A 12,085-nucleotide genomic window follows, 5' to 3' on the forward strand; every position below is an offset into this window, starting at 1 on the left:
GCTTACAGAGAGCGAAACCGGCTGTAAGCCGTCCGCTCGATGAAAGGATCGGACGTCACGACGCGAGCGCCTCTTCGGCGGCTGTTCGTGCGTGAATAGCCGTGGTATCGAATAATGGGACCACTTGCTGCACCGTTCATCGTGTAACCGCGTGCTCGCTTCGATGCGCGCGCGCTGCCCGCAGTGCTTTCCAGGTAAGTGGAATCCGAGGCGGGGGAATGCGGCTGATGGAGCGCGCGTGCCTGCGCGTCAAGGATCTCGACTTCGAATATTGGCAGATCGTGGTTCGTGACGGGAAGGGGCAGAAGGACCGGGTTGTGCCGCCTCGGGCCCGTTGGCCGATGGTCCAAGAGCGCGCTTTTCGCGGAGGTGCGCGGCTGTCGCAAATATGGACACTGTCTGATTTTGTGATTCGCCTCACGAGTCCAGCTTCCGCGTGCCTGCTGACGGTGCCGCCGGGGCGTTGCGCGCCGAGGGTGTCCGGATTCTGGACAGCGGGGTCTTCCCGGCGACGCCTCCATATTTTTCGTCTCTGATTTCCAAGCTACTGTAAACAAACGACTAGTGAGATTCCGCGCTAAGCTGGCACTGCGCTTGCTTTAGCTCGTCCTGAGATGTTTGAAGGCCAACAATCAGGAGGAGGTCGAAATGAACGCAAGGAGATTGGCCGTTTTCGTCGGCGCCGCGGCTCTGATGGTCGCCGGCGGGGCGCACGCCGAGTGGCGGGATGGCGACGAGGTATACGACAAGGTCTGCGGCTATTGCCACGAGGCGAACGTCGGGCCGGTGCTGAAGGGGCGCGCGTTGCCGGCGGAGTACATCGAGCGGGTGGTGCGATTGGGCAACCGGGCGATGCCGGCGTTCCGGCAGAGCGAGATCGACGATGCGACGCTCGCCGATGTGGCGCGGCGCATCAGCGGCGAAGCCGCGGTCGCACGGGAGTGAGCCGACATGGACAGGCGGGTATTCCTGAAGGGTGTGCTGGGCGGCGGGGCGCTCGGGGTGATGCCGTTTGCGGCGATGGCGAATCCTTTTGTGCGGGGCGGGGGGCAGCGGCCGGTGATGGTGGTCGCGCAGGCGGAGTTGCCCGAGGCCTTGGCGATTGCGCGCGGGCTCGGGGCGGAGATGGGTGTGCAGCCGGTTTCGGCGAGCGTGCGCGAGCTGGGTAGTTTCGCGGGCGTGGCGGCCTTGCTGGACCGCGCGGGGCAGGGACGTGTGATCGGCGTGATGGACGACGCCTCGGCGCTGATCTTCCGGCAGATCGCAGCGGCTCGCGGGGCGGGGCTGGCGTTGGATTCCCATCGCCGTATCGGCACGGCCAGCCTGGTGTCGTTCGCGATCACGACCTGACGCGCCCGGCAACGACGACAAATATAACGGAGACAAGCGAATGAGTTCGAAGAGCAAGGCATTGCCGAAAGGCATGAGTGCGGCGGATTTCGACAAGGCGGTAGGCGAGCTGCGTGCGATCGTCGGCGACGAGCATGTGCTGATCGATGAGGAGAAGTTGGCGCCGTACCGCAAGATCGCGATCCCGGTGCCGGACGCGCAGCACGAACTGTCGGCCTCGGTGATGCCGGACGGCGTCGAGCAGATCCAGCGCATCATGAAGGTCGCCAACAAGTACCGGATGCCGGTGTATCCGATCTCGACCGGCAAGAACATCGGCTATGGCTCGGCGGCGCCCGTCGAGCGCGGGCAGATCGTGATGGACCTGCGGCGCATGAACCGCATCCTCGAGGTCGATCCTGAGCTGTGCACCGCGCTGGTCGAGCCGGGCGTCACCTACCAGCAGCTCTACGACTACCTGCAGGAACACAAGCTGCCGCTGTGGTTCTCGTGCCCGGCGCCGTCCGCGATCGCCGGGCCCGTCGGGAACATGGTCGACCGCGGGGTCGGCTATACGCCGTACGGCGAGCATTTCATGTTCTCGTGCGGCATGGAGGTCGTGCTCGCGGACGGGCAGGTGCTGCGTACCGGCATGGGCGCGATGGAGAACTCGAACACCTGGCAGGTGTTCAAGTGGGGCTACGGGCCGACGCTCGACGGCATGTTCACGCAGTCGAACTACGGCGTCGTGACCAAGATGGGGATGTGGCTGATGCCGGCGCCGCCGGACTTTCGCCCGTTCTGCATCCAGTACCCGGACGAGGCAGACATCACGAAGATCGTCGAGGCGCTGCGCCCGCTGCGCATCGCGATGGTGATCCCGAACGCGGTCGTCATCGCGCATACGCTGTGGGAGGCGCCCTGCACCCCGGTGAAACGCGCGGACTATTACACCGGGCCGGGCACGATCCCGGACGACGCCGTGAAGAAGATCCAGGCCGACCACAACATCGGTGCGTGGAACGTGTACGCAGGCCTCTACGGCACGAAGGAAACCAACGACGCCAACTGGAAAATCATCGAGTCGGTTGCGGCGACGACCGGCGGCCGGATCGTCACTCAGGAGCAGTCGAAGGGCAGCCAGGCACTGGAATACCGCTTCGACCTGATGAAGGGCAAGCCGAACCTCGGCGAGTTCGGCCTCTACAACTGGCGCGGGGGCGGCGGCTCGATCTGGTTCGCGCCGGTGTCGCAGGCGAAGGGCGCCGAGACGCTCAAGCAGATGCAGATGGCGAAGACGATCCTCGGGAAGTACGGCTTCGACTACGTCGGCGAGTTCATCGTCGGCTGGCGCGACATGCACCACGTGATCGACCTGCTGTACGACCGCTCGGATGAAACGCAGATGAAGAACGCGTACGCGTGCTACGACGAGCTGCTGCACACCTTCGCGAAGGAAGGCTACGGCATGTACCGCGCGAATACCGCCTTCGCCGAGAAGGTCGCGGCGACCTACGGACCCGTGAAGCGCGACGTCGAGAAGCGCCTGAAAAAGGCGCTCGATCCGAACAATATCCTCGCGCCGGGACGGTGCGGCATCAGCCTGTAAGGGAGCGAGCATGAAGGAATACAAGCTGTTCATCGACGGCGAGTGGGTGGGCTCGTCGACCGAAACGATCCTCGACGACCTCAACCCGGCGACCAGCGAGGTGTGGGGGCGGGTGCATCAGGCCTCCGCCGCCGACCTGGAGCGGGCGATCGCAGCGGCTTACCGCGCGCGTGAAAGCTGGGGCAACACCCTCGCGAACGAGCGCGAGGCAATCCTGCTGCGCGCGGCGGACGCGCTGCAGAAGCGCATCCCCGACGTCGCGGCCGTGTTGATCGACGAAGCCGGCTCGACTTACGGCAAGGCGATGTTCGAAGCATCCTTCGTCGTGAATCTGCTGCGCAGCGCCGCGGGCGAGTGCCGCCGCATCACCGGCGAGACGATGCCGTCCGACAGCCCCGGCGTGTTCTCGATGAGCGTGCGCCGGCCGCTCGGCGTCATTGCAGGGATTGCGCCGTTCAACTTCCCTTTCCTGCTTGCGACGAAGAAGGTCGCGCTCGCGCTCGCCGCGGGCAACACTTTCATCCTGAAGCCGGCGAGCTACACGCCGGTGACGGGCCTGAAGATCGCCGAAATCTTCGAGGCCGCCGGCTTGCCGAAAGGCGTGCTGAACGTCGTGCCGGTGCAGGGTTCGGTGCTCGGCAACACTTTCGTCGCCGATCCGCGCGTGCGGATGATCACTTTCACCGGCTCGACTGAGGTCGGGCGCGAGCTGTCGGCGGAAGCCGGCAGGCACTTCAAGCGCATCACGCTGGAACTCGGTGGCAAGAGCCCGATGATCGTACTGAAGGATGCGGACGTCGATTACGCGGTGAACGCCGCGGCCTTCGGCATCTTCCTGCACCAAGGCCAAGTCTGTATGGCGAACTCGCGCCTGATCGTCGAGGCACCGATCTTCGACGTCTTCTGCGACAAGCTCGCGACGAAGATTGCCGGTTTCAAGGTCGGCGATCCTCGTGATCCGCAGACGGTGATCGGGCCGCTGATCGACCGCAAGCAATGCGCGGTGCTCGATCGCCACGTCGCCGACGCAGTTGCGAAGGGTGCGAAGCTGCTGCACGGGGGAAAAAGCGACGGCGCGTTCTACCAGCCGACGATCCTCGCCGGCGTGACACCCGACATGGTCGTGTTCCGTGAGGAGAGCTTCGGTCCGGCGGTGTCGGTGATCCGCGCCGCCGACAGCGAGGACGCGCTGCGGCTCGCCAACGACTCATGCTACGGGCTGTCGTCGGGCCTGATCACGAACGACCTGCAGAAGGCGTTCGACCTGTCGCTGCGGCTGGAAGCCGGGATGGTGCACATCAACGACTCCTCGATCATGGACGAACCGCATGTGCCGTTCGGCGGCGTCAAGGACAGCGGCTTCGGGCGCGAGGGCGGGCATCACTCGATGGACGAGATGACCGAACTCAAGTGGATCACCGTGCAGATGGGGCAGCGGCAGTTCCCGTTCTGATGCAACCCGGTCCCTGCATTGCGCCCGCTGCGCGGTGCGGGCCGGTTAGTGCGAAAAATCGAATCAGGGAGAAAACATGAAGGTAAATCAAATGGCCGTCGCCGCCGTGCTGGCGGCCATGGTGGCGGGCAACGCAATGGCGAAGGAGGGAGGCGACCAGTACCCGAACGGCGGGGAAAACTGGCTGGCCGGCGCGGTGCCGCCGCCCGGCAACTACTTCCTCAATTACTTCGGCTATTACGACGCGGAGCTGCGCGACGGCGACGGCGACAAGGTGCCGAACACGTCGGTGCGCGCCTGGTTCGACGCGCTGCGGTTCATCAAGATGACCGACACGAAGATCCTCGGCGGCGACTGGGGCATGCACCTGATCGTGCCGGTAGTCAGCCAGGAGGTGAAGCTCGGCGGGCGCAGCGCATCGGTGACCGACCTCGGCGACATCACGATCAACCCGATCATCGTCGCCTGGCATACGCCGACCCTGCACTGGACCGTCGCGCTCGACTTCAACCTGCCGAGCGGCAAGTACAAGTCCGGCGATCCGCGCAAGAGCATCGGGACGAACTACTGGAGCGTCGAGCCGATCTTCGCGATGACGTGGCTGTCGGACTCCGGCTGGGAGGTGTCCGGCAAGTTCATGTACAACATCAAGTCGAAGAACAAGGATTTCCGCCCGGCGCCCGGCGCGCCGAAGATGGATTACGAGTCCGGCGACGACTTTCACATGGATTACGTCGTCGGAAAGCACATCGGCCCGTGGGCGGTGGGGCTGTCCGGCTACTATCTGAAGCAGACGACCGACGACAAGCTCGAGGGCAGGAAGATTTCGTCGGCGATCGGCCCGTGGTCGTCCGGGCGGCGGGGTGAAGTGTTCGCCATCGGCCCGAGCGTGAGCTACACGAGCAAGACCGGGACGATGTTCATCGCCCAGTGGCAGCATGAAACGGAAGCGGAGAATCGATTCCGCGGCGACAAGGCGTGGTTCAAGGCCGTGCTGCCGTTCTGAGCGGCTTCTCCGGGCGCTTCCCGCCCCCTGCGAGGCGCCCGGATCTTTCGCGGGCAGCAGGGTGAATTTCGTCGCGCCCCCAGTGCGACAGCCGGGTCAACGCTGTTCCGGAAATATCTTCTGCAGCAGCGTCACCAGCGTGACGCGCTCCTCTTCGGACAGGTGCTCGACCAGCCGTTTCTCGTGTTCGCCGACGCGGCGCTTGAGTTTTTTCAGCAGTGCGATTCCGTCCGGGGTGAGCACAAGCGCGTTCGAGCGACGGTCGTTTTCGGCCGGCCGTCGTTCGACGAGGCGGCGGCGTTCGAGATTGTCGATCACCGAGACCACCGTCGAGCGGTCGAGGTGCGCTGCGCGGGCAAGTTCGCTCTGCTTGAGTCCGGGGTTCGCGTCGATGATGACGATGACGCCGAACAGTCCGGGCGTGACGTCGAACTCGCCGAGCGCAGCGGCGAAATCGCGAAAGATCGCGATCTGCGCAAGCCGCAGCTGATAGCCGGCAAGGCTGGGCAGAATGCCGAAATCGAGGCCTTTATCTGCGGATGTCTTCTTTCTTGTCATGTCCATTCCGGGCTTGGCGTCACAGACGCTACTTGGGTTTCAGGCTCGAATGCTACCGTAGATCGCCTTCACGTTGAACTGCAATTATATTGTTAGACGTCAAACAATTTGACTGGGAGCAATACGGGTGCTACCGTTCGGCCATCGGAATGCCGGCGATGGCCGGAAGGGTGCTCCCGTCGATGCACCTCTCCGGCGAACCCGGGCCGAATCACCATGGACCCAAGCGTACAAAACAGGAGAAAGCGGCAATGGCCTTGATGATCAACGACGACTGCATCAGTTGCGACGTGTGCGTTCCGGAGTGTCCGAACGAGGCAATCACCGCCGGAGACGACGTTTTCGCCATCGATGCCGGCAAGTGCACGGAATGTGTCGGCTACTTCGACTCACCGCAGTGCATCGACGTCTGTCCGGTCGATGCCATCGTGCAACTGGTGGCTGCGTAGCGCCTCTTCCGGCCCTGCCCGGCCCGGGCGGTCAACCGTGGGCGGGAGAGAGTGACAAAACAGGATACAAACAAAAAGCTCGATAGAGCTTTTTGTGTATCAAGAATACGTTGTGAATTGATTGACCAGGAACGGTTTCCGGATCAGCAGTCAGCGCAGGCGGGTTTCTGCGCTACTGCTGCTCCGCTGCTTCACGGTGTGTAGTGTCCTCGAGGCCGCCGAAACGTTCGTAGAAATACGGCGCGGCGGGCGGCAGCGGGCCATTTGGCGTCTTGCATGTCGCCATCAGGTGCTGCTGGGCAAGGCGATACGTGATGCGATAAATGTCTCGGCACACTTCGCGGGCGACCGCACCGCTCCAGTCGACAGGCATCAGTTGATCGGGCAGCAGCGGGTCGTGCAGCAGGGCGCGACGAAAATCGTGCATCGTCAGGGTCTGCACGAGGAAGCACTGTTCCGGGTCCAGGTCGCGAGCAGTACGCAGCGCCCGCAGCACGGGCCGCAGCCGGTCCGCGAACTCCCGGTAAGTCGCGCCGATTGCCTCCAGATTCCAGCATTCACGCGCCAGATCCTGCAGCGGGCGGTTCGACAGCGCGCCGAGATTGTGCGCGGTCATCGGTACGACCTTGTCGTGGGTGCCGGTCTCCTGCAGGATTTCCAGCAAGGTTTCGGTGTCTGCCGACGGGTGTGCGAGCACGCACGGAGCGATCGTTCCGTAACCCGCCCATGACAGTTCCTTGCGCAGTGCGTCCCGCTGCGGGGCGGGCAGCGTCGAAGGCAGGATCACGAGCTGCCATTCGCCGTTCCACGGTAGCTGCCGTGCGTCGTAGATCCGGCGATAGGCGTGTTCGAAGCGCCGTCGTCCCGAGGCAGTGAGGCTGTAATAGCTTTTGCGTCCGATCTGCTCGGAAACCAGCCACTTGTCCTGCGACAGGCGATAGACGCTGGTGCGGACCATTCTCTCGTTCAGGCCCAGCGGCTCGACCAGCCGTATGAAACTGCCGAGCCACACGGTTCCGCCGTGCGGGGCGATGAAATCTCCGTAGATGGTGATGATCAGCGAGTTCGCGCGTACGCGGCGTTCCGCCAGGTAATCGTTGATCCACTGCGTGATGAACCGACTCTTCATTGTCGTGACCGTGTTTTTCTGAGGGGAGGGGTATTTCATTATTGAATTGAATGCCGATTGATTCTAGCGCCGGTCAGGCGATTTAAGAACAGGAGGCTCGTGATTCGGACAGGGGTGCCCGCTCATCGGAGAACGAAATACGACACTCTTTGCAGCGGCTGAAAATGATGCGTCGCACCATGAAATGTTGGAGGAAAAACGATACAAATGTATTGACTTCGTCCAGACTGATTTGTATCGTTACGGTCATGTGAAGAGGCTGATTCGCCAATCTCGGCGGATCGGGGTGAAACCGATTGGCGGGGTGAGCGATGCGGCACGATTCGGATTCGATCGCAGATTCGCACGGCAGGGTAGGGGTGGAGCGCTGGGTCGACGGCGACGCCACCCGCGCAGAAGACATGGTTGCCGAAGAAGTCCCCGCTGCCCTCGTGTACAACGGGTTTTCCCACGCCGTAATGATGACCACGCCTCAGGACCTCGAAGACTTCGCGCTCGGCTTCAGTCTGAGCGAAGGCATCATCAACGAGGCCCGCGAGCTCTACGACCTCGAAGTGGTCGAGCATCCCCAAGGCAGCGAAGTGCAGATGCGCATCGCCGGCGAACGCTTCGCCGGGCTGCGCCAGCGTCGCCGTGCGATGGCTGGGCGCACTGGCTGCGGGCTGTGCGGCGTCGAGAGCCTGGACCAGATCGCAGGCCGCCCGCTCGGCACGGTCGATGCGCGCCGCGGTGCGCTGCAGGCGGGCGCATTGTCCCGCGCACAGGCCGAGCTGCACGCGCGCCAGCACCTCTTCCACCTGACCGGCGCGGTGCATGCGGCGGCATGGTGCGCCCTCGATGGCGCGGTCGAGCTCGTGCGCGAGGACGTCGGCCGGCACAATGCGCTCGACAAGCTGATCGGCGCGGTCGCTGCCCACGGTGGCGCGTTCGGCGACGGCTTCGTGCTGATGACGAGCCGCGCGAGCTACGAGATCGTGCAGAAAGCCGCTGCCGTGGGTATCGCGGTCGTCGCGGCGGTCTCGGCGCCGACCGGCATGGCGGTACGCCTGGCCGAAGCGGCCGGCGTCACATTGATCGGGTTTGCACGCGGCGAGCGCCACAGCGTGTATTCGCATCCGCAACGCATTCATTGAGGTGAGGAACACCATGACGCTTGCCCCCAAGCCGCAGTCGGTCGCGAAAGTCCCGAGCTACTGCTACAACTGCGTGGCCGGCCCGGACTTCATGACCGTCAAGGTCGTCGACGGCGTCGCGACCGAAATCGAGCCGAACTTCGCCGCCGAGGACGTCCATCCGGCGCGCGGCCGCGTGTGCGTGAAAGCCTACGGACTGGTGCAAAAGACCTACAACCCGCACCGCGTGCTGCAGCCGATGAAGCGCACGAACCCGAAGAAAGGGCGCAACGAGGATCCGGGCTTCGTGCCGGTGTCGTGGGACGAGGCGCTCGACCTCGTCGCCGCGAAGCTCACCGCGACGCGCGCGAAAGGGGTGACGGACGAAGCCGGCCTGCCGCGACTCGCCGCGAGCTTCGGCCACGGCGGCACGCCGGCGATGTACATGGGTACGTTCCCGGCCTTTCTTTCCGCGTGGGGCCCGATCGACTTCAGCTTCGGCTCGGGCCAGGGCGTCAAGTGCGTGCACTCCGAGCACCTGTACGGCGAGTTCTGGCACCGCGCCTTCACGGTCGCGGCCGACACGCCGCTCGCCGACTACGTGATCTCGATCGGCTCGAACGTCGAAGCCTCCGGCGGCCCGTGCGCGGTCACGCGCCACGCCGGAGCGCGCGTGCGTGGCTACAAGCGCGTGCAGGTCGAGCCGCACCTGTCGGTGACCGGCGCCTGTTCGGCTGAATGGGTACCGATCCGGCCGAAGACCGACCCCGCGTTCATGTTCGCGCTGATCCACGTGCTGGTGTGCGAACAGGGGCTCGACAAGCTCGACGTGCCGTTCCTGCGCGATCGCACCTCGTCGCCGTATCTCGTCGGGCCGGACGGCCTGTACCTGCGTGACGCGGCGACACGCAAGCCGCTGCTGTGGGACGAGAGAACCGGGCGCGCCGTGCCGTTCGACACGCCGGGCGCGGTGCCGGCCGTGGCCGGATGCTTTGCCGTGGCCGGTGCCGTGAGTGTCGATGCCGACGATGTGTGTCGCGAGATGGGTGCGGTCGAAGGCAAGACCGCATTCACGATGCTCGTCGAGCACATGAAGAAATACACGCCGGAATGGGCCGCGGGCGTGTGCGACGTGCCGGCCGCGACGATCCGCCGCATCGCCAACGAATACCTCGAAGCGGCGTCGATCGGTACCACGATCGAGATCGACGGCCACACTTTGCCGCTGCGCCCGGTCGCGGTGACGCTCGGCAAGTCGGTCAACAACGGCTGGGGCGCGTTCGAATGCTGCTGGGCACGCACGCTCTTGGCGACTCTCGTCGGCGCGCTCGAGAACCCCGGCGGCACGCTCGGCACGACGGTGCGGCTGAACCGCCCGCACGATGACCGCCACGTCAGCGTCAAGGCCGGCGAAGACGGCTTCATGGCGCAGAACTTCAACCCGACCGACAAGGAACACTGGGTGTCGACGCCGACGGGGCGCAACGCGCACCGCACGCTCGTGCCGATCGTCGGCAACAGCGCCTGGAGCCAGGCGCTCGGCCCGACCCAACTGGCGTGGATGCACCTGCGCGAAGTGCCGAGCGACTGGTCGATGCCGGCGCCGACGCTGCCGGACGTGTGGTTCGTCTATCGCTCGAACCCGGCGATCTCGTTCTGGGATACGCCGACGCTGGTCGACACGATCGCGACGTTCCCCTTCACGGTGTGCTTCGCCTACACGGTCGATGAAACCAACTGGATGGCCGACGTGCTGCTGCCTGAGGCGACCGACCTTGAGTCGCTGCAGATGATCAAGGTCGGCGGCACGAAGTTCGTCGAGCAGTTCTGGGAGCACCGCGGCGTCGTGCTGCGCCAGCCCGCGGTCGAGCCGCAGGGCGAGGCGCGCGATTTCACGTGGATCAGCACCGAACTGGCGAAGCGCACGGGGCTGCTCGAAGGCTACAACGCCGCGCTCAACCGCGGCGCCGGAGGCGGGGCGCCGCTCAAAGGCGAGCATTACGACCATTCGCTCGACCTGAGCCAGGAACATGGCGTCGAGCCGATCTGGGACGCGATCTGCAAGGCTTCGTCGGCGAGCCTGTCGAATGGCGCCGAAACCCACGACCTCGAATGGTTCAAGGCGCACGGCTTCTACACCGTGCCGATGTCGAAGTTCGACTGGTACCTCACGCCGACGATGGAAAAACAGGGCTTGCGCTACGAGATGCCGTACCAGGAGCGGCTGTTGCGGATCGGGCGGGAACTGGGCAACCGGCTGCACGAGCAGAAGATGCACTGGTGGGACGCGCAGCTCTCCGAATACACGGCGCTGCCCGAGTGGCACGACGTGCCCGGGCGCTGGACCGAGCAGCTTGTCAATGTCGGCGCCAACCCGGACGACTTTCCGCTATGGCTGCTCGCGACCAAGAGCATGCAGTACCACACCGGCGGCAATGTCTCGATTGCGCTGATGCGTGAAGTCTCGCAGAACGTGCGCGGCCACACCGGCGTGATCATCAACGCTGGAACCGCGAAGCGCCTCGGCATCGCTGAGGGCGACCGCGTCGAGATCCGCTCGCACATCGGCGCGACCTACGGCGACGCGGTGCTCGCGCAGGGCGTGCGCCCGGACACGCTCGTGATCCTTGGCCAGTTCGACCACTGGGCGACGCCTTTCGCCAAGGATTTCGGCATGCCGAGCCTCAACACGATCGCGCCGATGTCGCTCGAGCTCACGGATGCGACCGGCTCGGGTTCGGACATCGTGCGCGTGGCGCTGCGCAAGGTTGCTGCTAAGGAGACCGTATGACCCGCTACGTGATGGCCATCGATCTGCGCCGCTGCGTCGGCTGCCAGACCTGTACCGCGGCGTGCAAGAACGCCAACGCGACGCCGCCGGGAGTGCAGTGGCGCCGCGTGCTCGATATCGAAACGGGCGAATTTCCCGACGTGCGCCGCAGCTTCGTGCCGATCTCGTGCATGCATTGCGACGAGCCGCCGTGCGAGGAAGTGTGCCCGACCACGGCGACGAAAAAGCGCGCCGACGGTCTGGTCACCATCGACTACGACACTTGTATCGGCTGCGCGAACTGCGTGATGGCCTGTCCGTACGAGGCGCGCTCGATCGTGCACGAGGCGAAGTTCGCCTACGGCGACACGCCGATCGCCTCCGAATCAGTGCGCTTCGACCCGGCGCGGATCGGCGTGTCGATGAAATGCACGTTCTGCGTCGATCGCATCGATGAAGCGGCGAGGACCGGCCAGGTGCCCGGGCGCGACCCCGAAGTCACGCCGGCGTGCGTCAATTCGTGCATCTCGGGAGCGATGAGCTTCGGCGATATCGACGACCCCAACAGCAACGTCAGCCGGCTCTTGGTCGAGACGCAATCATTTCGCATGCACGAGGAACTCGGCACGGGCCCCGGCGTGTATTACATCTGGGACAAGGGGTGAAGGCC

At 64.7% G+C, this 12,085-nt stretch carries 10 protein-coding genes and 1 pseudogene; 9 read left to right on the forward strand and 2 right to left on the reverse strand.

Translation table 11 applies throughout. The features are described from left to right. Positions 1 to 648: 648 nt before the first annotated feature. The 5 genes from EBN1_RS15175 to EBN1_RS15195 all read left to right on the forward strand — a co-directional run bounded on the left by EBN1_RS15175 (position 649) and on the right by EBN1_RS15195 (position 5,397). Complete coding sequence (locus EBN1_RS15175) at positions 649 to 945, forward strand: c-type cytochrome (protein WP_041646473.1); 297 nt, start codon at positions 649 to 651, stop codon at positions 943 to 945. A gap of 6 nt (positions 946 to 951) precedes the next feature. Further along, entirely contained in the window at positions 952 to 1,350 is a 399-nt protein-coding gene (locus EBN1_RS15180) for a hypothetical protein (RefSeq protein ID WP_041646476.1), read from the forward strand. Between the two features lie 40 nt (positions 1,351 to 1,390). After that, on the forward strand, positions 1,391 to 2,938 hold the full coding sequence (locus EBN1_RS15185) for an FAD-binding oxidoreductase (RefSeq protein ID WP_011238854.1): 1,548 nt from the start codon (positions 1,391 to 1,393) through the stop codon (positions 2,936 to 2,938). Positions 2,939 to 2,948: 10 nt separating this feature from the next. Further along, a complete protein-coding gene (locus EBN1_RS15190) occupies positions 2,949 to 4,391 on the forward strand; it encodes an aldehyde dehydrogenase family protein (RefSeq protein WP_011238855.1) in 1,443 nt (480 codons plus the stop codon). 76 nt (positions 4,392 to 4,467) lie between these two features. Further along, entirely contained in the window at positions 4,468 to 5,397 is a 930-nt protein-coding gene (locus tag EBN1_RS15195; RefSeq protein WP_011238856.1) for a SphA family protein, read from the forward strand. Positions 5,398 to 5,493: 96 nt separating this feature from the next. On the opposite strand, the gene EBN1_RS15200 is transcribed toward EBN1_RS15195, so the two are convergent. Beyond that, a complete protein-coding gene (locus tag EBN1_RS15200) occupies positions 5,494 to 5,955 on the reverse strand; it encodes a MarR family winged helix-turn-helix transcriptional regulator (protein WP_011238857.1) in 462 nt (153 codons plus the stop codon). 251 nt (positions 5,956 to 6,206) lie between these two features. Here EBN1_RS15200 and EBN1_RS15205 point away from each other — a divergent pair. Further along, positions 6,207 to 6,383: pseudogene (locus tag EBN1_RS15205) on the forward strand (YfhL family 4Fe-4S dicluster ferredoxin); the annotation flags it as partial. Between the two features lie 193 nt (positions 6,384 to 6,576). On the opposite strand, the gene paaX reads toward EBN1_RS15205, so the two are convergent. Further along, positions 6,577 to 7,533, reverse strand: coding sequence for a phenylacetic acid degradation operon negative regulatory protein PaaX (paaX, locus tag EBN1_RS15210; protein WP_011238859.1), 957 nt, complete (start codon positions 7,531 to 7,533; stop codon positions 6,577 to 6,579). Positions 7,534 to 7,844: 311 nt separating this feature from the next. Between paaX and fdhD the strand changes: the two genes are divergently transcribed. The 3 genes from fdhD to EBN1_RS15225 are packed head-to-tail and all read left to right on the forward strand — an operon-like array spanning position 7,845 to position 12,080. Then, positions 7,845 to 8,666: a formate dehydrogenase accessory sulfurtransferase FdhD gene (fdhD, locus tag EBN1_RS15215; protein ID WP_011238860.1), complete on the forward strand. Its 822-nt coding sequence runs from the start codon at positions 7,845 to 7,847 to the stop codon at positions 8,664 to 8,666. 13 nt (positions 8,667 to 8,679) lie between these two features. Continuing rightward, a complete protein-coding gene (locus EBN1_RS15220) occupies positions 8,680 to 11,436 on the forward strand; it encodes a molybdopterin-dependent oxidoreductase (RefSeq protein WP_011238861.1) in 2,757 nt (918 codons plus the stop codon). Continuing rightward, complete coding sequence (locus tag EBN1_RS15225; RefSeq protein WP_011238862.1) at positions 11,433 to 12,080, forward strand: 4Fe-4S dicluster domain-containing protein; 648 nt, start codon at positions 11,433 to 11,435, stop codon at positions 12,078 to 12,080. The genes EBN1_RS15220 and EBN1_RS15225 overlap by 4 nt, the downstream gene beginning before the upstream one ends. Positions 12,081 to 12,085 lie beyond the last annotated feature (5 nt).

The organism is Aromatoleum aromaticum EbN1 (assembly GCF_000025965.1).
GTDB classification, from domain to species: domain Bacteria; phylum Pseudomonadota; class Gammaproteobacteria; order Burkholderiales; family Rhodocyclaceae; genus Aromatoleum; species Aromatoleum aromaticum.

Excerpts from the sequence above, each read along its gene's own strand:
- EBN1_RS15175 (WP_041646473.1), top strand. The coding sequence starts at position 649 with ATGAACGCAAGGAGATTGGCCGTTTTCGTCGGCGCCGCGGCTCTGATG.
- EBN1_RS15180 (WP_041646476.1), top strand. The coding sequence starts at position 952 with ATGGACAGGCGGGTATTCCTGAAGGGTGTGCTGGGCGGCGGGGCGCTC.
- EBN1_RS15185 (WP_011238854.1), top strand. The coding sequence starts at position 1,391 with ATGAGTTCGAAGAGCAAGGCATTGCCGAAAGGCATGAGTGCGGCGGAT.
- EBN1_RS15190 (WP_011238855.1), top strand. The coding sequence starts at position 2,949 with ATGAAGGAATACAAGCTGTTCATCGACGGCGAGTGGGTGGGCTCGTCG.
- EBN1_RS15195 (WP_011238856.1), top strand. The coding sequence starts at position 4,468 with ATGAAGGTAAATCAAATGGCCGTCGCCGCCGTGCTGGCGGCCATGGTG.
- EBN1_RS15200 (WP_011238857.1), bottom strand. The coding sequence starts at position 5,955 with ATGACAAGAAAGAAGACATCCGCAGATAAAGGCCTCGATTTCGGCATT.
- paaX (WP_011238859.1), bottom strand. The coding sequence starts at position 7,533 with ATGAAGAGTCGGTTCATCACGCAGTGGATCAACGATTACCTGGCGGAA.
- fdhD (WP_011238860.1), top strand. The coding sequence starts at position 7,845 with ATGCGGCACGATTCGGATTCGATCGCAGATTCGCACGGCAGGGTAGGG.
- EBN1_RS15220 (WP_011238861.1), top strand. The coding sequence starts at position 8,680 with ATGACGCTTGCCCCCAAGCCGCAGTCGGTCGCGAAAGTCCCGAGCTAC.
- EBN1_RS15225 (WP_011238862.1), top strand. The coding sequence starts at position 11,433 with ATGACCCGCTACGTGATGGCCATCGATCTGCGCCGCTGCGTCGGCTGC.